This is a genomic window from Nocardiopsis changdeensis (genome assembly GCF_018316655.1).
Taxonomy (GTDB): Bacteria; Actinomycetota; Actinomycetes; order Streptosporangiales; family Streptosporangiaceae; genus Nocardiopsis; species Nocardiopsis changdeensis.
The window spans coordinates 4,251,414-4,273,001 of record NZ_CP074133.1 but is presented as its reverse complement, the minus strand read 5'-3'; the positions used below and the strand labels follow the sequence as shown (position 1 = coordinate 4,273,001).

Sequence of the window (21,588 nt, the reverse complement as noted above, 5' to 3'; positions counted from 1 at the left end):
ACACGGTCCAATGGCGGTCATGACCCAGATCACCACCACTGACGTGGCCATCATCGGCGCCGGCCCCGCCGGCATGCTGCTCTCCCACCTGCTCGCCGCCCAGGGGGTGGAGTCCGTCGTCATCGAGGCGCGCTCGCAGGAGTACGTGGCCTCCCGCATCCGCGCCGGGGTGCTGGAGCACTCCACCGTCGAGCTGCTGCGCTCGGTGGGCCTGGCCGACCGCCTGGAGGCCGAGGGCGACGAGCACCGCGGCATCCACCTGCAGTGGCCGGGGGAACGCCACCACCTCGACTTCGTCGACCTCACCGGCCGCAGCGTGTGGATCTACGGGCAGACCGAACTGCAGAAGGACCTCATCGCCGCCCGCACCGCCGCCGGGCAGCAGGTGCACTACGAGGCCGCCGACGTCGCCCTGCACGACCTGCGCACCGAGGCCCCCTCGGTCACCTTCACCGACCCCTCCGGGGAGCCGCACCGGGTGCGGGCGCGCGCGGTGGCGGGCTGTGACGGGTCCTTCGGGCCCAGCCGGGGCGCCGTCGGCGCCGACCTGCGCAGGACCTGGGAGCGGGTCTACCCGTACTCGTGGCTGGGCGTGCTGGCCGACGTCGCCCCCTCCACCGACGAGCTCATCTACGCCTGGCACCCCGACGGGTTCGCTCTGCACTCCATGCGCTCGTCCACCGTCAGCCGCTTCTACCTCCAGGTCCCCAACAGCACCTCCGCCGACGAGTGGAGCCACGACCGCATCTGGGACGCGCTGGCCGCCCGGCTCGGCCACGGCCAGGACGGCTGGGAGCTCGAACCCGGGACGATCACCGACACGAGCGTGCTGCCGATGCGCTCCTACGTGCAGACGCCGATGCGCGACGGCCGCCTGTTCCTGGCGGGCGACGCCGCCCACATCGTCCCGCCGACCGGCGCCAAGGGCCTGAACCTGGCGGTCGCCGACGTGGCCCTGCTCGCCCCCGCCCTGGCCGACCTGGTGCGCGGCGACAGCCGGCAGGCCGACGCCTACTCCGACACGGCGCTGCGCCGGGTCTGGCGGTGCACCCACTTCTCCTGGTGGATGACCACCATGCTGCACACGGGCACCGACCCCTTCGACACCCAGCTGCAGCTGTCCCAGCTCCGCTGGGTCGCCACCAGCGAGGCGGGCGCCACGGGACTGGCCGAGAACTACGCGGGCCTGCCCATCGGCTTCTGACCCGGGGCCGGTCGGCGGTCCCGAGTGCCGCGCGGGCGCGCCAGGTGGGCGTTCCCCGGTCGGCGGGGCGCGGACACCGGGCGGGCCCGCCCATCGGCGTCGAACGCGTTCTCGAACCCGCTCACCACCCGGCGGCGCGGCGGTTCGGGGACGCGCTCGCCGACGACGGCGCGCCCGGTCCCGACCGGCCGTGCCGGGGACCGCCCCCGCCGGCCCCGGCGTTCGACGGGCGGTGCGGCCATGCGGTCGGCCGGGCCCCGAGGCCGCCGGCCGGACCGGGGATCACGAGCGCCGCGGGCGCGGGTGCAGTAGGGTCGGGGCAACGCGATGACGGAGACGAGTAACCGCGGGACCGCGTGGACCCAGAGAGCCGCCGGCGGCTGGGAAGGCGGCTTCACGCCCCGGGGTGAAGACCCTCCCGAGTGCGGGGAGGAACGGTCCGGCCACCGGGCCCGATGCCCCGCCGGCCGGCCCCCGTGACCGGGCCCGAACGAGGCCGCCGCTCCGTCGGCGGCGAAGGCGTGGTGGCACCGCGAGTTCCCTTATCGCCCACGCCCCCAAGGGATCATTCCGAGGTCCTCGGAGGACTTGAGATGATCCGTTCCACGAGCCGTACCCTGGTCCGCGACCTGCGGCGACACGTCGGCGAGACGGTGTCGGTCCGCGGCTGGGCGACCACCCTGCGGCGACAGAGCCGGATGCAGTTCGTCGTCGTGCGCGACCACACCGGCACGGCCCAGATCACCCACCGGCGCCGCGGCGCAGGCGACGCCGTCGAGGCCGCACTGGAGTCCCTGACCGCCGAGTCCGCTGTGCGGATCACCGGCACGGTGGTCGACAACCCCGTCGTCAAACTCGGCGGCCTGGAGCTGGTGCCCCACGAGGTGGAGGTGCTCAACAGGGCCGAGGCGCCGCTGCCGATCGACGACCGGACGGGGATCGAGCAGCGCCTCGACCGGCGCTTCCTCGACGTCCGGCGCCGCCCGGAGGCGGGACTGCTGTTCGCCGTGCAGACGACCCTGGAGCAGGGCATGCGCGAGTTCGCGTACGCCGCCGGCGCCACGGAGATGCACACGCCCAAGCTGATGGGCGCCGCCTCCGAGTCGGGGGCCGACGTCTTCGCGCTCGACTACTTCGACCGTTCCGCGTACCTGGCGCAGTCGCCCCAGTTCTTCAAGCAGATGGCGATCGCGGCGGGGATCGACAAGGTCTTCGAGGTCGGACCGGTGTTCCGCGCGGAGCCGTCCTTCACCTCCCGGCACGCCACCGAGTTCACGGGCGTGGACGTGGAACTGGCGTGGATCGACGGGGTCGAGGACGTGATGTCCTTCGAGGAGCGGATGCTCGCCCACGCGCTGGCGAAGGTCGCCGAGGCGCACGGCGACGCGGTCGCCGAGCGCTTCGGCACCGACATCGCGGTGCCGGAGACCCCGTTCCCCCGGATGACGATGGCCGAGGCCCAGGAGGTCCTGCGGCGCGGCGGCTGGGACCCGGAGGGCGCCAAGGAGGACCTGGACCCGGAGGGCGAACGGCGCCTGGCCGCGCACGTCGAGGAGGAGACGGGGCACGAGTTCGTGTTCGTCACGCACTACCCCGCGACGATCCGGCCGTTCTACCACATGCGCTCCGCCGAGCGCCCCGACCTGACGCTCGGCTTCGACCTGCTCTGGAAGGGGCTGGAGATCACCACCGGTGCCCAGCGCGAACACCGCCACGACGTGCTGCTGGAGCAGGCGGCGGAGAAGGGGCTGGGCACCGGACCGCTGCGCGACTACCTCGACTGCTTCCGTTACGGCTGCCCGCCCCACGGGGGGTTCGGCATGGGGCTGGCCCGTGTGCTGATGGTCCTGCTCGGCCTGGACTCCATCCGGGAGGCGGTCTTCCTGTTCCGGGGACCCCACCGCCTCACCCCGTGACCCGCGCCGTCCCCGCCCGCGGCCCCGCGGGCGGGGACGGCGTCCTCCGCTGTGGAAGCGCCCGCCCTTGCCGCGGGGACGGCCGCGGGACGGCCGCGCGCCGGGCCGACCGGGGGCCGCGGCCTCGTACAGTGGTGGTTTCACCCCGGGCGCGCAGGACCTTCCGCGCCCCGTGACCGAACACGAGCCCCGCACCGGCGGGGACACCCGGAGGGAACCCCTTGTACCTGGCCCGCATCAACCTCGACCCCGCGCGCAGCAGCGGCATGGACCAGTGGGCGGCCATGGGCCAGGCCGTGCGCAGGGCCGTCGACCCCGACCCCGCGTCCGAGGCCCGCGTGCTGTGGGCGCGCACCTCGCCGGGCACACTGGTGATCAGCTCCGACACCGCGCCCGCCTGGGGCAAGGTCCCCGGCGCGACCTCCGCCGCGATCCACCCGCTGTCGCGGCACCCCGAGGGCGAGAGCGTCCGCTGGGAGCTCATCTCGGCGCCCACCGCCCGGCGCGGCAAGCGGGTCCCGCTGGCCGAGGACGAGTTCGAGGACTGGCTGTCCGGCAAGTTCGCGGGAGCGCTGGACCTCACCTCGGCGAAGTGGAAGCGCCTGGGCGGCAGGCCCGCCCGGTACCACTTCACGGGGGAGGCCGTGGTGCGGGACAGCGACGCGCTCCAGGAGCTGTGCCTGAACGGGATCGGCGCGGGCACGGCCACGGGCGCCGGGCTGCTCCTGGTCAGCCCGCTGGCACCGCAGTAGGCGGCGCGCACCGGGTCAGGGGTCCCCGCCCGCGTTCGCGTCCCCGTCGTTGCCCACGGCCTCCAGTCCGTACCCCGTCCGCTCCTCCTCTGCGACGGGGTCCGACGGGGCCCTCCCGACGGTGAAGGACCGCCCGCGGCCGGTGCCCAGCTCCTCGGCGGTGACGTTGACGATGCCGTTGGCGTCGATGTCGAAGGCCACCTCGATCCGCGGGGTGCCGCGCGGCGCCGGGGACAGACCGGTCAGGTCGAAGACGCCCAGCTCCCTGTTGTCCCGGGTGAGTTCCCGCTCGCCCTCGAACACGCGTATACGCGCACGTTCCTGACCGTCCCCGGTGGTCGTGAAGACCTCGGAGCGCTTGGTCGGGATGGTCGTGTTGCGCTCGATGAGCTTGGTGAACACGCCGCCCTCGGTCTCGATGCCCAGGGACAGCGGGGTCACGCCCAGTAGCAGGAGGTCCTTGACCTCGCCCTTGAGGACGCCGGCCTGGAGCGCGGCGCCGATGGCCACGACCTCGTCGGGGTTGACACCCCTGTCGGGTTCCCTGCCGCCGGTCAGCTCCTTGACGAGCTCGGCGATGGCGGGCATGCGGGTGGAGCCGCCGACCAGCACCACGCGTTCGATCTCGCCCCCGCCGATCCCGGCGTTCTCGAGGACCCGGTGGAGGTCCTCGACGACCAGCTGGAACCGGACCCCGGTCCGCTCGACCAGGTCGGCGGTCAGCCGCTGGAACTCGGTGCGGGTGAGCTTCTCGTGCAGGTGCAGCGGGCCCTCGGCCGAGGCGGTGATGTAGGGCAGGTCGATCCGCGTCTCGCCGGAGGAGGACAGCTCGGTCCTGGCCTTCTCCGCGGCCTCGCGCAGGCGTTCCAGGGCCGTCCCGTCCCCGGTCGGGTCCGCGCCGGTGGCGTCGGCGAACCTCGCGACCAGCAGGTCGACGATCGCCCGGTCCCAGTCGTCGCCGCCCAGGTCGTCGCCGCCGACGGCCTTGATGTTCACGACGCCGTCACCGATGTCCGCCACGGCGAAGCCGAGGCCTCCGCCGCCGAGGTCGTAGACGAGGATCGTGGCCTCGTCCTCCTTCTTCAGGTGGTAGGCGAGGGCGGCGGAGGTGGGCTCGTTGATGATGCGCAGGACGTTGAGGCCCGCGATGGTGCCGGCCTCCTTGGTGGCCTGGCGCTGGGAGTCGCTGAAGTAGGCGGGGACGGTGATGACGGCGTCGGTCACGTCCTCGCCGAGGTAGGCCTCGGCGTCGCGCTTGAGCTTCTGCAGGATGAAGGCGCTGATCTGCTGGGGGTTGAAGGTCTTGTCGTCGATCTTCACCGTCCAGTCGGTGCCGATGTGGCGCTTGACCGACCGGATGGTGCGGTCGACGTTGGTGACCGCCTGGCGCTTGGCGACCTCGCCGACGAGGACCTCACCGTTCTTGGCGAAGGCGACGACGGACGGGGTGGTGCGGGAGCCCTCGGCGTTGGTGATGACCGTGGGCTCACCGCCCTCCAGGACCGCGGCACAGGAGTTCGTCGTACCGAGGTCGATACCGATGGCCCTCGACGAGCGTTTCCGTGCACTGAACGGGATGCTCCGGAGGCGCTCGGCGACCTCGCCGGCGCTCCGCGGGCGTTCGCCGGGGTCCTTGGCGAGGAGCTCGCGCAGGAGGCGGTCGAGCGGTTCCGGGACGTCCCACCTCCGGGCCGAGGCCGGGCGGGGCGGCCTGTTCACGTGCCCGTGGATGACGGCGGGCATGTCGCCCGTGAAGGGCGGCTCCAGCGTCAGCAGCTCGTACAGGGTGCAGCCGAGGGCGTAGAGGTCGGTCCGGGCGTCGACCGGCCGTGAGTCGAAGCGCTCGGGCGCCATGTAGGGCAGGCTGCCGAGTGCCCCCCGGGTGAGGCCGTGGGTACCGTCGTCCAGCCACGCGATGCCGAAGTCGCAGATCTTCACCCGGCCGTCCGGCGCCCTGAAGAGGTTAGCGGGCTTGATGTCGCGGTGGACGACGCCGGCCCCGTGCGCGGCGGCCAGCCCTTCGGCGACCTGGGCGCCGATGTCCAAGACGGAACCGAGGTCCAGGCCCCGGGTGCGGCCGACGAGCGTCCGGCCGAGGTCTTCGCCCTCGAGGAGTTCGAGCACCAGGTACACGCGCCCGCCGTGTCCACCGATGTCGAACACTTTGGCGATCGACGGGTGGTCCAGGCGGGCCGCCGCCCGGCCCTCCCGCCGCAGGCGGTGCTCCAGCTCCTCGGGGGCGTGGTCGAGGACGAGCTTGACCGCGACGAACCGTCCCAGGGCGAGGTCCAGGGCCCTCCACACCTGCCCCATGCCCCCGTGCCCGAGCCGGGAGTCCAGCCGGTACCTGCCGTTGAGCTCTACCCCCTGCCGCATGCCCACCTCGCCTCGGTCATGGGGATGATTGTGGCGTGCGGGACCCCGCGCGGGTAAGGGGCCGAGGCCGGAACACCCGCACCCGGCCCGCCGGGACCGCCCAGCCAGCGGGCGCTCAGTGGGCCCGGCCGGCGAAGACGACGGAACGGGAGCCGGTCCCGCCCGTGCGGTCCTCCAGGGTGAGCGTGTACACCCACCACCGGCCCGACTCCGGTGACGGGCAGGAGTCCGCGACGCTCGTCGCGAGGAGCGCGGGGAGCCCGACCTCCTCACCGCTCCGCTCCGCCAGGGCGGAGGGGCCGGACTCCTCCCAGGGCGACGCGGCGTGGCGGCAGGTCGAGGAGACGCTCAGGTCCAGCGGCCTCCCCGTCCCGTTGATGACCTCCACTCCCCAGGTGACCCGCTCCTCCCCGCCGACGTCCTCGTGGGAGATGCCCAGCAGCTGGATCCGGATCCCGTCGCCGTACTCGAAGGGCCGGTTCGCCGGTACGAGCACGGACCTGACACCCAGGACGAGGGTGACGAAGAGGATCACGAGCACGAGCGCGATCCACGGAGCGAATCTCCGCAAGGCGTCCTCCGGGGGGGGGCGGGGCGTGCGGGGCACCGGGGGAAGCGTACACACCGCGGCCCGCCGCCCGTTCCCGGCCGGGACCGCCCCGCCGAGGGGCGCGGGCCGGGCGGTCAGGGGGTCTCGCCGCTGAGGACCCGGGCCACGGGCCGGCGGGCCGCCAGGCGCGCGGGCAGGGCCGTGAGCGCCACCGTCGCCGCGAGGGTCGCCAGCGCCGCGCCGAACAGCCAGGGCGTGGGGGCCTCGACCGCGTTCCGGGCGGCGAAGAGCGAGAGCACGCCGTCGCCGATGAAGAGGCCGACGGCGGCGCCGGGCAGGCCGGGCAGGAGCTGGGCGATCGCCAGGCCCGCGGTGATCTGCCCGGGGGTGGCGCCCAGCGCCCGCGCGACGGCCATGCTCACCCGGGCCTCCAGGGCCGTGGTCCACGTGGACGCGACGGTGTTCACGACGGCGAGCACGACGAGCAGGACGGTGACCACCGTCAGCAGGCGGTGGTCGTGGACGTCCCGGAGGTTGGCCAGGTCCGAGGAGCCGTACACGCCGTAGCTCCGCACGGTCTGGACGGAGAGGGTCAGCGAGGCGGTGAGGGCGATGACCGTGGCGGCCGTGGAGCACGCCTGCAGCACGGCCCGGCCCGGCCGGCGGGCGGTGATCCGCAGCCCCAGCATGAGCGGCGCGGGCAGCAGCGCGGACAGCGCCGTCAGCCGGGAGCGGTCCTGCGGCCGCCGCGCGGTGTCCGCCAGGACGGCGGCGGTCGAGGCGCGCAGGGTCCGCAGCGCGGGACGCACGGTGGCCAGCGCCGCCACGGCCACGGAGAGCACGACCGTCACGGCCACGGCCGTGAAACCGGGCCCGGCGGCCTCCCCGATCCGGCTGGCGGTGGGTGCGGCGACCGCTGGGAGGGCCAGGCGGGCGATCACCAGCCCCAGCGCGTTCGCCAGCAGCGCCAGGGCCAGGAACTCGGTGAACAGCACGGCGGCGACCAGGCCGGGCGTGGCGCCGACGGCCTTGAGCACCCCCGCCCGGCGCGTCTGCTCGACGATGCGCCCTGCGGCCAGCACCGCCACCCCGGTGACGGCCAGGAAGCCCAGCAGCCAGCCGCCGACGGTCAGGATCGGCCGGACGTTGCGGAGCAGGACGGCGTCCTGTTCGGCCATGGACCGCCAGCTGCGGTACGCCACCCCGGGGACGGGGGAGGCGTTGGCCTCGATGAACTCCTCGGCCAGGTCCGGGTCGCGCAACCGCAGGTGCAGGGCCGTGGCCACGGGGAGGTCCCGGGCGGCCAGCTCCCGGGCGTCGGCCTCGGTCAGCCAGGCCAGGCCGCTGTAGTCCGTGGGTCCGCCGCCGGGGCCGACCTGTGCCGCCCAGGGGTAGACACCGGTCGCCGCGGTCACGGCGGTCCCCACGACCGGGTACGAGCGGTCGGCGATGGTCACGCGGTCGCCGACGCCCGCGCCCAGGGCGGTGGCGAAGCCCCGCTCCAGCACCACCCCTCCGGGGCTCACCCAGTCGCCCGACGTCAGCAGCGGACGGCCGACCTCGCCCGGGTTCTCGTCGGCCCCGTGCACCACCACCCGCGAGTCGTACCCGCGCGCCGTGAGGGTGGCGTAGACGACGGGGAAGGGCCCGTTGTGGGCGACGACCTCGGGCTCCCGCGCCAGCGGGGCCAGGTCCGGGGCCGGGGCGAGGTCCGTTTCGGCCGCGAGCACCACCACGTCCGGTCCGGCCGTGGCCTCCCGGGTCTGCATGTACAGGGACTCGGTCTCCCCGCGCAGGGACAGCCCCGTCGCCGCGGCGGCCGTGGCCACGGTCATCGCGAGCACCAGGATCACCGCCTGGGTTCGATGCCGGCGGATCCCGGCCCAGGCGAGCCGGGCGACGAGCACGACGCGCCCCATCAGTCCTCCAGTCCGACCAGGCCGCCGAGCCACCCGGTGCCCGTGCCCGCCAGCCGGGTGTCGTCGACGAACATGCCGTCGCGCATCGAGACCACCCGGTCGGCGACGGCCGCGACCCGCTCGTCGTGCGTGACGATCACCAGGGTCTGCCCCGCGGCGCGCAGCTCCTGGAAGATCCGCAGCACCTCCAGCGTCGCAGCGCTGTCGAGGTTGCCGGTCGGCTCGTCGGCCAGGACGGCCAGGGGCTCGTTGACCAGCGCACGGGCGATGGCGACCCGCTGGCGCTGCCCGCCGGACAGCTGCGCGGGCAGGTGCCCCGCCCGGTCCGCGAGCCCGACCCGCTCCAGCAGGCGGCCCGCGCGGCGCCGGGCCTCGCGCCGGGAGCGCCCCGCCAGCAGGGCGGGCAGCTCCACGTTCTCCGCCGCCGACAGCTCCTCCACCAGGTGGAAGGCCTGGAAGACGAAGCCCGCGGACCGGCACCGCAGCCGGGCCAGGGCCCGCTCGTTCAGGGTGTCGATGCGCCGTCCGGCGAACCACACCTCCCCGTCCGTGGGCCGCTCCAGTCCGCCCAGCAGGTGGAGCAGTGTGGACTTCCCGCAGCCGCTGGGCCCGGTGACGGCCAGCATCTGGCCCTCGGGCACGTCCAGGTCGACCCCGTCGACGGCACGGAACCCGCCCTGTCCCTGACCGTGGCGCTTCACCAGGCCCCGGGCCCGGATCACGGCACTCGACACGTTCATCTGTCCTCGGATTCGTCGTCGGCTTTCGACCAGGCCCGCTCGCAGGCGGCCAACCAGCGCAGGTCCGCCTGCAACCGCAGGACGACCCCCTCCAGCAGCAGGACGCCGGGGGAGCCCGCGGGCTCGGCCAGTGCCGCCTGCTGCACCTCGTGCAGGCGGCGCAGCAGTTCGCGGCGCTGCGCCGCCACGAGTTCGACCGGGTCGGCCAGCCGGGCCGCGGCGGCCGCGACGAGCTTCAGGTGGAACTCCGCGAGGTCGGGCTTGGGCCAGTTCACCTCGGCCAGCCAGGCGGCCACGCGCTGCTGCCCGGCCGGCGTGAGGGCGTAGACCTTGCGGTCCGACCGCTCGGGGAGGCCGTCGTCCGCCTGCTCGCAGACCACGAGCCCGGCCTTCTCCAGTCGGCCCAGGGTCACGTAGATCTGGCCGGGGTTCATCGACGCGCCCAGCGGCCCCAGGCTCTGCTGGAGCCGGGCGCGCAGTCGGTACCCGTGCGACGGCTCCTTGGCGAGCATCGCCAGCACTGCGTCCTGCACTCTGCCCCCTAACGGTTAGCCAATAGATAGCGGTTATCCGATCCGGGTGTCAAAACGTCCCGGTCGCACGGGTCCGCCTGCGGGGGAGGGGAGGGCCGGAGGCCGGGGCCGGGCGGCCCGCTCCCCGGCCCGGCACACGACGGCGCCCGCGCCCGGAGCCTGTCGGCAAGGGGCGCGGGCGCCGGGCCCGCCGCCGCGCCGGGGGAGCCCCCGGGCGGCGCGGTCGTTCTACCGCCGGACCACCGGGTGGCCGCTGGCGATCGAGATGCGGTTGAACGCGTTGATGAGCGTGGCCGTCCACTCCACCGCGGAGATCTGGGCGGTGCTCAGGTGGGCGGCCGCGCGGGCGTTGACGGCCTGCCGGTCGACGGTCGGGTCGAGCACCGTCAGGGACTCCGCCAGCTCGAACGCGGCCCTCTGCGCGTCGGTGAACAGGGTGGTTTCGCGCCAGGCCGGCAGCACGTCCAGCGTGCTCTGCTCGACACCGGCCTTGCGCGCCTTCGCGGCGTGGATGCTCAGACAGGTCGGGCACCCGTTGATCTGGGACACCCGGATGTTGATCATCTCGATGAGGTCGTCGCCCAGCCCGGCCTCGTTCGCCGCGGTCCGGGAGGCGGCGGCCGCCTTGACCATCGCCCGGTAGACCTCGGGGTGCTCCTTGTCGATGTAGGGGCGTTCCGCGCTCACGCGTCGCCCCCGCCCCTGACGGTCTCCTCGACCAGGGCCAGGTCGGCCGGTCTGGGCCGGCGGAACCGCCCGCCCCCGGCCGTGTACTCCTCGCCGTGCTTCTTCAGGTGCGCGGCGAAGAGCGGGCACACGGGCACGACGGTGAGGTTCCCGCGGACCGCGTCGGCCAGGGCCTCGCGGACGAGCAGCCCGGCCAGGCCGCGGCCGCCGAACTCCGGGGCGACCTCGGTGTGGAAGAAGACGCGCTCGCCGGGGGCACCGGGCGGGTCGACGAAGTCCGCGCGCCCGGCGAGGGCGCCGTCCTGCGTGCTCACGGTGTAGGCGCTGACGGCGCGCGTCCGGTCCAGGGCTATGGACACGGGGGCGCCCGTCCTGTCGGTGTGCTGTTCGGTCATCTCGGCTGCCTCTCTGCGGGGACGGTGCCCGGCCGGGTCGGTGGTGGGGACGGCGGGAGTGGTGGGTGCGGTGGTCGCGTTGGTTCGTGCGCCCGTGCGGGGCGGGTGGCGGCCGGGCCGGCGGGACCGGTACGGTCGGCGGGACAGGCGGCGCCGGTCAGCCGTTGAGCTGCGCGTGGGGCGGCGGGTTCTTGCGCGGCCGCATCCGGACCGGGGGCAGCTCCGGGGCGGGGATCCTGGACATCCCCTCGCGGTTCCTGCCCGGGCCGCCGTGACCCACGTACCCCTCGACGCGGCCGAAGCGCTCGCCCTGGGCCTCCCACTCCTCGCGGTACCGGCTGATCTCCTCCGTCGTCCGGCCCAGGAAGTTCCACCACATGACGACCTCCTCGCCGAAGGGGGCGCCGCCCAGGAGCACGAGCCGGGCCGGCTCGGAGCCCCCGTTGGCGACGCGCAGTGTCCGGGCGCCGATGCCGGTGTAGCCCAGGGCGTCCTTGGGGACGTGCACCCCTTCGAGGGTGACGCTCCCGCCCGTGTCCACCAGGAGCCCGTGCTCGAACCCGGGGTCGACGGAGAGGGTGAGCTCAGCGCCGGGGTCGAGGCGCAATTCGGCGCCCACCAGCGGCGTGTACGTGGCCACCGGCGACCGCGAGCCCAGCAGCGAGCCGAGGAAGACCAGCGCGGAGCCCCCGGGGAACCCGACGGGTTCGGGGACGAAGTGCTCGAACCCGCGCTCCGGGCTGTGCCTGGCCTCCTCCGGCAGGGCGACCCAGAGCTGGACCCCGTGGAGCCGGCCGGAGTCCGCGGTGGAGGTCTCGGAGTGGCAGATGCCCGCCCCCGCCGTCATCAGGTTGACCTCCCCGGGGAGGACGTCCGCGCTGTGGCCGCCGGAGTCGATGTGGGCGATGGCCCCCTCGAACAGCCAGCTGACCGTCTGCAGCCCCGTGTGCGGGTGTGGTGCCACGTCCATGCCGCCGGTGGCCGCCACGTCGTCGGGGCCGTAGTGGTCGATGAAGCACCACGCCCCGATCAGCGAGCGCTGGCGCTGCGGCAGGGTGCGGCGCACGTTCATCGCGCGCGGCCCGCCCAGGGGCACGTCGCGGGCGGTGATGATCTCGACCGGCACCCCGTCCTCGCGTGCGGCCAGCGGGCCGGGCAGCCCGCCGTCGGCGCACACGTGCGTGTCCGGCCGGGTCTCTTGGTTGGTCATCGCGCTCTTCCTTCTGGTCGGCGGGCACGGACTCGGTGGGCACGGACACGGTGCCGTGCTCCCTCCGCCCCGGGCGGTGTGCGGTCCCCCTTCGGCGCACCGCGGTGGAGTAGGGGACGGGCCGGACGTCCCGCGTCGACGGCCCCGGGTCCCCTGACGGTGCCGCGCGGAGTCCGGGACGGCCCGTGCCGGGCGTACACCCTCCCCGTCCCCTCCAGGCGGGATCCCCGCCGTGGTGTTCGGTCAGTCCGGCTGCTCGGCCATGTGGTCCGAGACGCGCCTGGTGAGCCGGGCGAAGGTGCTGAGCTGGTGCGGCGTCAGGGCGTCGATGAACAGGCGGCGAACGTGCTCGACGTGCTGCGGCGCGGCGTCCTCGATCGCCTCGTACCCCTCCGGGGTGACGACGACGAACGCGCCGCGGGCGTCGTCGGGGCAGTCCTCCTTGGCCACCAGCCCGCGCTTCGCCATCCGGGAGACCTGGTGGGACATGCGGCTCTTCTCCCAGTGCACCAGCCTGGCCAGTTCCAGGAAGCGCATCCGCCCGCCCGCTTCCGTGAGGTTGGCGAGCACGATGTAGTCGGAGGCGGACATCCCCGAGTCGGCCTGGAGGAGCCTGCCCAGGCGCCCCAGCAGCGTCTCCTGCATCCGGATGAAGCCGTCCCAGGCCGCCTTCTCGTCCGGGGCCAGCCAGCGCGGCGTCGCGTTCATGGGCGCAGTGTAACGAAGTGGTTGACACCTCATCCACTTGAACCCGATCGGCGCCGGTGCGCCCCCGGTGGGGAGGCGCCCGCCGACCCGCCCGCCGGGCCCCGCTCCGGTGCGCGGGTCGGCGGGCCGCGGCGGCCCCGCCGACCGGCGGCGGGACCCGGCGCCGGCGCCGAGGCCGGCGGGCGGCCCCGGTCAGCCCTCGCCGTTCACCCGGGACGCCGCCTCCTCCCGCCACCGCAGGGGGTCGTCCTCCAGCGCGGTGCGGTCCCAGCGCCCGAGGTCCGCGGCGGCCTCGTAGGTGGTGCGCAGGAACTCCGCGACCGCGCGGTCGGGGTCGGGAGCGGAGCGGGCGGCCTCGTAGGGGAACAGGAACTGTTGGTACTCGGTGCTGTAGTACGCGCCCTCGGGGCCGACCGGGTGGTCGGCGAACCCCTCGGGTGCGGGGTAGGCGTAGGAGTAGAAGGCGCCCCCCTCGCCGCCGCCGGGCCAGAACCCGCAGCTGGACAGCTCCCGCGAGTACCCCTCGACCATGACCCAGTCCCCGCAGTTGGGGGCTCCGCCCGGGTGCGGCGGCGCCGACCGTCCGGAGAAGCGGGTGCAGGCGAGGTCCATGGCCCCCCAGAAGAAGTGCACCGGGCTGACCTTGCCGACGAAGTGCGACCGGAACTCGCCCATCACCCGGTTCGCCTGGAGCAGCTGGCGCCAGAACAGAGCGGCCGCCTCGCCGTCGTAGGAGGCGTGCTCGTGGTCCTCGGCGAAGGGGATGGCCGGGTCGACCTCGTTGGGCCGCGGCCGGATCGGCGCCTCGATCCCGAGCCGGTCGAGCATGTCCAGGACGCGGGCGTAGAACTCGGCGACCGCCATCGGCCGCAGCGGAAGGCTCTGCGCGCCGCCGTCGCTGCTGCGGACCTCCAGCCGGTGGCCGATGAAGTCGAACTCGATCTCGAAGGCCCCCGAGCGGTGGGGGACGGCCGACGTCGTCAGCCCGCGCGGGCTGACGTAGAGGGTCACCTGCCACCAGTGGTTGACCAGCGGTGTGTGGGCCATGCGGATCTTGCCCACGATCTGGGTCCACATGTGCAGGGTGTCGCGGGTGGGCGTCCAGTCCGAGACCCGCAGGCCGGGCCAGTTCGTCGTCGACGGGCCGGTCATGGTCGTCACTTCCTTCGCTGTGTCGCCGGGGTGGCGGGGCGGTCGTGTACGTGTCCTGCGGGCGGGCGCCGCGCCGCCCCTCCTGCTGCGCGGGTGCGACGGCGGTGATCGACGCGCCCTCCGGATGGTAGATGATGAATCAACTTTTTGGTAGCGGGAATCCCCTGTACGTCGGGTTCCGGGGTTTCCGAGGCCGATCGGTTGACACGTCAAGTACCGACCCTGAATAGTGGACACGTCATCCACTTGGATGGAGCCGGGCCGTCCGTGCCGCGGGCGCCCGACACCGGTTCGCCGCATCGGCGAATCGGTGTGCCGACAGGATCGGGCGGCGCGGGGAGCCGGTCGATCGAGCAGAGGGAGGGGCCGCATGGCGGTCGAAGTGAGGGACGCGCCCGAGGCCAAGCGCTACGAGGCCCGTGTCGACGGGGAGTCCGGGGTCGCGGGCGTCGCGGAGTACATCCGTACGCCGGAGCTCATCGCGTTCGTGCACACCGAGGTTGGCCCGGAGTACGGGGGCAGGGGGTCGGGTCCGCGCTGGCCCGCGCAGCCCTCGACGAGGCGCGGGCCGCGAACCTGCGGGTGCTGGCGACCTGCCCCTTCTTCGCGGGCTGGATCGCCCGCCACCCCGACTACCAGGACCTGCTGTACCGGTCCCGCAGCAGGGTGGAGGACTGAGCGGACCAGGAGCCGCGCCGTGCCGCCGCGACGGGAATGGTTGAGCGTTCAAGTGAGTTGACGGGGGCATGAGCACACCGACACGTCTCGCAGCCGGCACCTCGATGGGCGCCGTCACCCTCAACGTCGCGGACCTGGACGCGATGACCGCCTACTACCGCGACGGGGTCGGCCTGTCCGTCCTGGAGCAGGCCGGGCCGCAGGTGACCCTCGGACGCCCCGGCCGACCCGCCGTCGTCCTCGTGCACACCCCGGGCCTGCGCCACGCCTCACCGCGGGACGCGGGGCTGTTCCACACCGCCATCCTCTTCGACACGGAGGCGGCCCTGGCCTCGGCGGTCTACTCCGTCGCGCGCCTGCGCCCGGGGTCGTTCACCGGCTCCAGCGACCACCTGGTCAGCAAGGCGTTCTACTTCGACGACCCCGAGGGCAACGGCGTCGAGCTGTACTGGGACCGCGACCGCACGCAGTGGAGCTGGACCCACGGCCGGGTCGAGATGAACACCCTCTTCCTCGACCCGAACGCCTTCCTGCGCGACCACCTCGACGAGCGCGGGCTCGCCGGGGAGCCGATCGGGGACGCGCGGGTCGGCCACATCCACCTCTCCGTCGGCGACGTGGAGACGGCGCGCGACTTCTACTCCACCAAGCTGGGCTTCGACGTGACGCTGTCCCTGGGGGACCAGGCCGTGTTCGTCAGCGCCGGCGGCTACCACCACCACATGGCGATGAACGTGTGGAACAGCCGCGGGGCCGGGCGTCGCCGGCAGACCCTCGGCCTGGGGCGGGTGGACATCGAGGTGCCGTCGCCCGACGACGTCGGCGAACTCACCGAGCGCATGCGGCACTACCGGGTCCCGGTCCGCGACGACGGCCGGACGGTCGCCTTCGAGGACCCGTGGGCCAACGCCGTCCACCTCAGCGTGGCCACGCCCCCGCCCGACACGGCGGAGACCCCGTCCCCGGAGCCCGGCCCGACCGAGAACGGCCCGGACCAGGACTAGAGCCCCCGGGCGGGTCACAGGGGCGGGGCGGGGAGCCAGGGGGCGATGGGGCCGAGGTCCAGGAGGGCGCTGCCGGCGGCGCGCTCGGCGGAGGCCGGGCGCAGGGCGTCGGCTGCGCGGCGCAGGGCCGCCGGATGGCCGGCGAGGCGGGCGGCCTTGAGCACGAGGAGCCACAGCGCCTCCTGGAGGAGGTCGTGCGGGGGAGCGGGGACGGCGTCCAGGAGGGCCCGGGCGCGGTCGCGGTCGCCGGCGCGGGCGGCGAGCCAGGGCAGGACCCAGGGCGCGTACGGGCCCGGGTCCAGGTCCGGGGCCGGGTCGATTCCGCCACCGTCGGGGAGGGACGCGGCCTCCAGGAGCGCCGCGGTGCCCTCGGCCAGACCGGCCATGCCGGAGCGGGCCAGGACCGCGGCGGCCTCGGCGGGTGGGCGGTCCTCGCGCATACGGCGGTAGAGGGCCGTGAAGACCGCGGCGAGCGGCCGGTCGAACCGGTCGGCCAGGGCGTCCACCCGCTCCGCGTCCGCGTCCGCCTCGGCGAACAGCCCCAGCGCGCTGAGCGCCTGCATCCGGCTGATCCGCCCGTGGACCTCGAACGTCGCCAGGTCGTGGTCCACCGCCACGTCCACGACCTCCGCCGCCAGGTCGCGGCGCCGCCCCGCCAGCCCCGTGCGCCCGAACTCCTGCATCAGCCGCCCCGCCAGCGCCGTGCACAGCAGCCGCGGGTCCCCCAGTTCCCGGGCGATCCGCTCCGCCTCGCGCGCCTGCGCCCCGCGGTCCGCGGTGCCGCGGCTCTCCATCGCGACGGTCGCCAGCAGCCGCGCCCGCGCCGCCCGGCTCCCGCCGTCGCCGAGCCGGTCCAGGGTCCGCTCCGCCGCGGCGACCACCGCCGCCGCGCCCTCCGGGTCGTCCGAGCGCGTCCACACCCCCGGGACGTCGAACCGGCCGATGACGCGCGCCGTCAGTTCCGGGTCGCCGAACCGCTCGGCCGCCGTGATCGCCTCCAGCCGCTGCTCCGCCGCGGCCGCCACCGCTCCCGACACCGCCAGGTCGGAGATGAGCGCGGCCGTCGTCTCCAGCCGGCTGCGCGCCGGGACGGACGCGTACGCCGCCGCGGCGTTCGACCACACGTCCCGCTCCGACGCCGGCGACCGCAGCGCCGGGTCGCCGCGCAGGATGCGCACCTCCAGCTCCGCCAGCCGGGGGTCGGGGTCCAGCCCGAGTTCGTCGACCAGCCGGGCGCGGGCCCCGGCGAGCGCCGCCAGGGCGTCGCGCCGCCGGCCGCCCCGGTACAGCCCCAGCGCCAGCAGCCGCCAGGCCTCCTCGCGCCAGGGGTGGGAGCCCACCAGGGCGCTCAGCGAGGCGACCGCCTCGTCGATCCGCCCGGTGTCCAGCCGCGCCCGGGCGAGCCGTTCGACCGTGCGCACGCGCAGCTCCGCCAGCCGGGCCCGCTCCGCCCGCGCCCATTCCGCGTCGGCGAACTCCTCGAAGGGCTCCCCGCGCCACTGCGCCAGGGCGTCGCCCAGAAGGCGGGCCGCCTCCTCGGGCGGCGCCCCGCCCGCCTGCTCCGCCCACCGCTCCGCCCGGCGGACGTCGACGCACTCCGGCGGCGGCCGCAGCGCGTACCCCGCGCCCTCGGTGACCAGCACCCGCGGCCGCCGCCGGTCGGCCTCGAGCGCCCGCCGCAGGTCGGAGACGAAGGTGCGCACCGCGCCCTTGGCGCGCGGCGGCGGGTCGTCCGGCCACAGCTCGTCGACCAGCCGCTCCACGCCGACCACCCGCCCGCGGGCGGTCAGCAGCAGGCAGAGCAGTTCGCGCTGGCGCCGGCCGCCCAGCGCGACCGGCCGCCCGTCGGCGCCGACGACCCGCACCGGGCCGAGGACGCGCAGATCCCAGGTGTGCACCGTCGTGACGCTAGCACCGGTGCCCGGCACCGGTACTGATCGGACACTGATCGGCGCCCGCGATGCTCGTCGGTGTCAGGCTCCACGCACCGAGAGAGGTATCCATGTCCCGCACCATCCCCGGCTCCGAGACCGTCACCGTCGAGGTGGCCCCCGGCGTCCCGATCACCGCCGCCGTCCTGGGCACCGGCCCCGCCGTCGTCCTGCTGCACGGCTTCCCGCAGACCCACCTGATGTGGCGGCACGTCGCCCCCGCGCTGGCGGCCGACCACACCGTCATCTGCCCCGACCTGCGCGGGTACGGGGCCAGCGGCAAGCCCGCCGAGGCCGGCTCCGACACCTACGCCAAGCGCACCATGGCCGCCGACATCGTCGCGCTGGCGGCGGCCCTCGGGCACGAGCGCTTCGCCCTGGCCGGGCACGACCGGGGCGCGCTCGTCGCCTTCCGCGCCGGGCTCGATCACCCCGGCACCGTCACGCACCTGCTGTCCCTGGACGTCCTGCCGACCCTGGACATGTGGGACGTGCTGCACGGCGCCGACGCCCGCGTGGCCTTCCACCTCTACCTGATGGCCCAGCCGCCCGGGTTCCCGGAGCGCATGATCTCCGCGGTCGCCGACGACTTCTTCGCGAGCTTCATCGACGGCTGGGGGGCCGACGACCGGGCGATCCCCGCCGACGTCCGGGCCGAGTACCTGCGGGCCTCGCGCGAGGCCGTCCCGTCGATCGTGGCCGACTACCGCGCCTCCGCCGGGATCGACCTCGAACACGACCGCGCCGACCGCGCGGCCGGGCGGACCCTGGACATGCCGGTCACGGTGATCCAGCAGGACTGGGGCGCGGCGCTCGGCTACGACGCCGCGGGCCTGTGGGGCCGGTGGGCCACCGACCTGGAGCACCGCACCCTGGACGCCGGGCACTTCATGGCCGAGTCGGCGCCGGAGGAGATCACGGAGGCGATCCGCTCCCTGCTGCGCAGGTGAGCGAACGCTCCCCGGGGGCGGGGCGTTCTTTGCCGATCCCGTACCGGATCGGGATGTGCCCGCGCCCCGCCCTCGGGGACACCTGACCCTGCCGCCGCGTCGGGGTCCGAGCCCGTCGCGGCGCGTGCGCCCGCCCCCCGCCGCCGACGGCAGAGCCCCGGCACGACCGCCCCGCCGCCCGCGCGCGGCGGGGCGGCACGGGCCCGGGCGGGACGACGAAGGGTGAGGGTATGGATTCCACCGGGACGGCTCCCGGGGGCCGCCGGCGCCGGGTTCCGCCGGGCTTCCGGGGGTACCGGCGGGCATGGCTGCGCGGCGACGTGGTCGCGGGGCTCACCGTGTGGGCGGTCCTGGTCCCGGAGTCCATCGCCTACGCCACCATCGCCGGGGTCCCGCCGATCATCGGCCTGTACGCCGCCCCCGTCGCCCTGCTCCTGTACGCCCTGCTGGGGTCCTCCCGCCAGCTGGTGGTCGGGCCGATGTCCTCCACCGCCCTGCTGTCCGCGTCCGTGGTGGCCGCGGCCGTGGGCGGCGGCGGGGACGCGGTGGCCACCACCGCGGCACTGGCCCTGGTCACCGGTGTGATCGCGCTGGTCGCGGGCCTGCTGCGGCTGGGGTTCGTGGCCTCCTTCATCTCCGAGCCCGTCCTCAAGGGGTTCGTGATCGGCCTGGCGCTGACCATCATCGTCGGCCAGCTGCCCAAGCTCACCGGGACGGAGGGCGGCGAGGGCGAGTTCTTCGGCAGGCTGTGGGGATTCCTCTCGAGCCTGGGGGACACCGACGCGCTCACCCTGGCCGTGGGCCTGTCCGCCCTGGCCGCGCTGCTGCTGCTCAAGCGCTTCCTTCCGGTGGTCCCCGCCTCCCTGGTGGTGGTGATCCTGGCCGTGGGCGCCACTTGGGTCTTCGGCCTGGACCGCCAGGGCCTGGACATCGTGGGCCCGCTGCCCGGCGGACTCCCGCCGGTGGGGCCGCCGGACCTGGCGCTGTCGCAGTACGGGGCCCTGGTCGCGGGCGCGGCGGGCATCGCCCTGGTGGGGTTCGCCGAGGGGCTCGGGGCGGCCCGCACCTACGCCGCCAAGTCGGGGGACCGCATCGACCCCGACCGCGAACTCCTCGGCCTGGGCGGCGCCAACCTGGCCTCGGGGCTGTGCTCGGGCATGGTGGTCAACGGCAGCCTGTCCAAGACCGCCGTCAACGGCGCGGCCGGGGCCCGCTCCCAGGTGTCCGGGCTGACCGCCGCACTGCTCACGGTCCTCACCCTGCTGTTCCTCACCGGCCTGTTCGAGAAGCTGCCCGAGGCGGTGCTGGCCGCCGTGGTGGTCTCCGCCGTCCTGGAACTGGTGGACGCGGCCGCGCTGCGGGAGCTGTACCGGCTCGCCACCCCGGCGCTGACCGCCGTCTACGGCCTGGCCGCCCGGACCGACTTCCTGGGCGCCGTCGCCGCCCTGCTCGGCGTGCTGCTGCTGGGCACCCTCCAGGGCCTGCTGGTCGGCGTGGGCATCTCGCTGCTGCTCCTGCTGCGCCGCTCCTCCCGCCCCCACCTGGCCGAACTGGGCAGGGTCACCGGGCCCGGGGGCGCCTCCCCCCGGTGGGTGGACCGGGCGCGCGACCCCGCCGCGGCCGCCGAGGACCGGGTGGCCGTACTGCGGGTGGAGAGCGGCCTGTACTTCGCCAACTCCGAGTACGTGCACGACCGGCTCGTGGACGCGGCCCGCCCGCGGGACGTGCGGGCGGTGGTTTTGGACATGCGCGCGGTGCCCTTCGTGGACGCCACCGCCGCGCGCATGCTCGACCGGCTCGCCGACGGGCTGTCCGGACACGGGGCCGACCTGTTCCTCGCCCGCGACCTGGGCCAGGTCCGCGACCTGCTGCACCACCCCGAGGTGCTGTACCCGTCGGTGGAGGAGGCGGTGCGGGCCGCCCGCGCCCGCATCCGCGGCGGCCCGGGGACCGGAACCGAACGCGCTCCCGCATCCGACGACTGACCGGAGGAACCGTGCTCAACGCACTCGCGCAGGTCCTGCCGTTCGCGCTGGGGCTGATCGCCGCCCCGCTGCCGATCGTGGCCGTGATCCTGCTGCTCATGGCACCGGGCGGCCGGGGCAAGGCCCTGGTCTTCGTCCTCACCTGGGCGGGCGTCGTCTTCGTCGTCTCCACCGCGGTGGCGCTCGTCGCCGGGGCCGGGGACACCACCGCTGTCGGGGACTCCCCGGCGTGGGTCGGCTGGGTGCAGCTGCTGCTGGGCCTGCTGTTGCTGCTGGTCGCGGTCAAGAACCTGAGGGACCACATGAAGCGGCCCGAGGGGGCCGACCCCGCGCCGCCCGCCTGGCTGACCGCCATCGACTCCATGGGCGCCGGCAGGGTCGTGGGGCTGGCGGCGCTGCTGGCCGGGGCCAACCCCAAGAGCCTGGCGATGGTCCTCGGCGGCGGCGCGGCCGTGGCCTCCTTCGGGCTCGGGGCGGGCGGGACCGCTCTGGCCGCCCTGGTCTTCGCGGTGCTGGGCAGCCTCGGCCTGCTCGTGCCGCTGGTCGCCGTGGCGGTGTCCGGCGAACACGGCACACGGGCCCTGGAGAGGGCGCGCACCTGGCTGATCGCCAACAACGACACCGTCACCATGACCGTGCTGTTCGTCTTCGGCGGCGTCTTCGCCGCCAAGGGGCTGGAGGCGCTGCTCTCCTGAGCGCCCCGCCCTCGACGCCCCGCCGGACCCTTTTTCCTCATGTGCGGATATCCGGCATTTCTTCGAAGGATCCCCCTGTCCTTTTCGTCCCTTCGAATTTGCGTTTTCCTTGGGTTCTCTTGGCGTGAAACTTTCACCGCCGGACCGAAACCCCGTAAAGGGGGATGGAACAGTGGGAGCCGTTCCATCGGGAAAGCGTGAAA

17 protein-coding genes and 3 pseudogenes are annotated in these 21,588 nt (G+C 74.7%); 8 read left to right on the top strand and 12 right to left on the bottom strand.

The window, feature by feature from the left end; genetic code table 11:
• Positions 1–19: 19 nt before the first annotated feature.
• The 3 genes from KGD84_RS19665 to KGD84_RS19655 all read left to right on the top strand — a co-directional run bounded on the left by KGD84_RS19665 (position 20) and on the right by KGD84_RS19655 (position 3,872).
• A complete protein-coding gene (locus tag KGD84_RS19665; RefSeq protein WP_220561876.1) occupies positions 20–1,204 on the top strand; it encodes a 4-hydroxybenzoate 3-monooxygenase in 1,185 nt (394 codons plus the stop codon).
• 593 nt (positions 1,205–1,797) lie between these two features.
• The gene (gene aspS, locus KGD84_RS19660) at positions 1,798–3,120 is read left to right on the top strand and encodes an aspartate--tRNA(Asn) ligase (RefSeq protein WP_220561875.1); all 1,323 of its coding nucleotides are present in this window, start codon (positions 1,798–1,800) and stop codon (positions 3,118–3,120) included.
• A 221-nt stretch (positions 3,121–3,341) separates the two neighbouring features.
• Positions 3,342–3,872, top strand: a complete 531-nt coding sequence (locus KGD84_RS19655; protein ID WP_220561874.1) for a type I-E CRISPR-associated protein Cas6/Cse3/CasE — start codon at positions 3,342–3,344, stop codon at positions 3,870–3,872.
• A 36-nt stretch (positions 3,873–3,908) separates the two neighbouring features.
• On the opposite strand, the pseudogene dnaK reads toward KGD84_RS19655, so the two are convergent.
• The 11 genes and pseudogenes from dnaK to KGD84_RS19600 form a co-directional block, all read right to left on the bottom strand.
• Positions 3,909–5,450: pseudogene (gene dnaK, locus KGD84_RS19650) on the bottom strand (molecular chaperone DnaK); the annotation flags it as partial.
• A 45-nt stretch (positions 5,451–5,495) separates the two neighbouring features.
• Positions 5,496–6,248, bottom strand: a pseudogene (locus tag KGD84_RS19645) (serine/threonine-protein kinase); the annotation flags it as partial.
• A 115-nt stretch (positions 6,249–6,363) separates the two neighbouring features.
• Positions 6,364–6,819 (bottom strand): hypothetical protein, encoded by a 456-nt coding sequence (locus KGD84_RS19640; protein WP_220561872.1) that lies wholly within the window; start codon positions 6,817–6,819, stop codon positions 6,364–6,366.
• A gap of 113 nt (positions 6,820–6,932) precedes the next feature.
• Positions 6,933–8,717, bottom strand: a complete 1,785-nt coding sequence (locus KGD84_RS19635; RefSeq protein ID WP_220561871.1) for an ABC transporter permease — start codon at positions 8,715–8,717, stop codon at positions 6,933–6,935.
• Positions 8,717–9,457, bottom strand: coding sequence for an ABC transporter ATP-binding protein (locus KGD84_RS19630; RefSeq protein WP_220561870.1), 741 nt, complete (start codon positions 9,455–9,457; stop codon positions 8,717–8,719). The genes KGD84_RS19635 and KGD84_RS19630 overlap by 1 nt, the downstream gene beginning before the upstream one ends.
• Positions 9,454–9,990, bottom strand: coding sequence for a PadR family transcriptional regulator (locus tag KGD84_RS19625; protein ID WP_220561869.1), 537 nt, complete (start codon positions 9,988–9,990; stop codon positions 9,454–9,456). The genes KGD84_RS19630 and KGD84_RS19625 overlap by 4 nt, the downstream gene beginning before the upstream one ends.
• 228 nt (positions 9,991–10,218) lie before the next feature.
• A complete protein-coding gene (locus tag KGD84_RS19620; protein ID WP_220561868.1) occupies positions 10,219–10,677 on the bottom strand; it encodes a carboxymuconolactone decarboxylase family protein in 459 nt (152 codons plus the stop codon).
• Positions 10,674–11,072, bottom strand: a complete 399-nt coding sequence (locus KGD84_RS19615) for a GNAT family N-acetyltransferase (protein ID WP_220561867.1) — start codon at positions 11,070–11,072, stop codon at positions 10,674–10,676. The genes KGD84_RS19620 and KGD84_RS19615 overlap by 4 nt, the downstream gene beginning before the upstream one ends.
• Before the next feature lie 157 nt (positions 11,073–11,229).
• Positions 11,230–12,282: a pirin family protein gene (locus KGD84_RS19610; protein ID WP_220561866.1), complete on the bottom strand. Its 1,053-nt coding sequence runs from the start codon at positions 12,280–12,282 to the stop codon at positions 11,230–11,232.
• Between the two features lie 243 nt (positions 12,283–12,525).
• Positions 12,526–12,990: a MarR family winged helix-turn-helix transcriptional regulator gene (locus tag KGD84_RS19605; protein WP_220561865.1), complete on the bottom strand. Its 465-nt coding sequence runs from the start codon at positions 12,988–12,990 to the stop codon at positions 12,526–12,528.
• 192 nt (positions 12,991–13,182) lie between these two features.
• Positions 13,183–14,142, bottom strand: a complete 960-nt coding sequence (locus KGD84_RS19600; RefSeq protein WP_220561864.1) for a DUF5996 family protein — start codon at positions 14,140–14,142, stop codon at positions 13,183–13,185.
• A gap of 250 nt (positions 14,143–14,392) precedes the next feature.
• Here KGD84_RS19600 and KGD84_RS19595 point away from each other — a divergent pair.
• A pseudogene (locus KGD84_RS19595) lies at positions 14,393–14,820 on the top strand (GNAT family N-acetyltransferase).
• Between the two features lie 68 nt (positions 14,821–14,888).
• The gene (locus KGD84_RS19590) at positions 14,889–15,824 is read left to right on the top strand and encodes a VOC family protein (RefSeq protein WP_255646672.1); all 936 of its coding nucleotides are present in this window, start codon (positions 14,889–14,891) and stop codon (positions 15,822–15,824) included.
• Between the two features lie 14 nt (positions 15,825–15,838).
• Here KGD84_RS19590 and KGD84_RS19585 read toward each other — a convergent pair whose 3' ends face one another.
• Positions 15,839–17,722, bottom strand: a complete 1,884-nt coding sequence (locus tag KGD84_RS19585) for an AfsR/SARP family transcriptional regulator (RefSeq protein WP_255646671.1) — start codon at positions 17,720–17,722, stop codon at positions 15,839–15,841.
• Positions 17,723–17,826: 104 nt separating this feature from the next.
• Between KGD84_RS19585 and KGD84_RS19580 the strand changes: the two genes are divergently transcribed.
• The 3 genes from KGD84_RS19580 (at position 17,827) to KGD84_RS19570 (ending at position 21,385) form a co-directional block, all read left to right on the top strand.
• On the top strand, positions 17,827–18,705 hold the full coding sequence (locus tag KGD84_RS19580; protein ID WP_220561863.1) for an alpha/beta fold hydrolase: 879 nt from the start codon (positions 17,827–17,829) through the stop codon (positions 18,703–18,705).
• A gap of 230 nt (positions 18,706–18,935) precedes the next feature.
• Positions 18,936–20,690: a SulP family inorganic anion transporter gene (locus KGD84_RS19575; protein WP_220561862.1), complete on the top strand. Its 1,755-nt coding sequence runs from the start codon at positions 18,936–18,938 to the stop codon at positions 20,688–20,690.
• Between the two features lie 11 nt (positions 20,691–20,701).
• Positions 20,702–21,385, top strand: coding sequence for a GAP family protein (locus KGD84_RS19570; protein ID WP_220561861.1), 684 nt, complete (start codon positions 20,702–20,704; stop codon positions 21,383–21,385).
• Positions 21,386–21,588 lie beyond the last annotated feature (203 nt).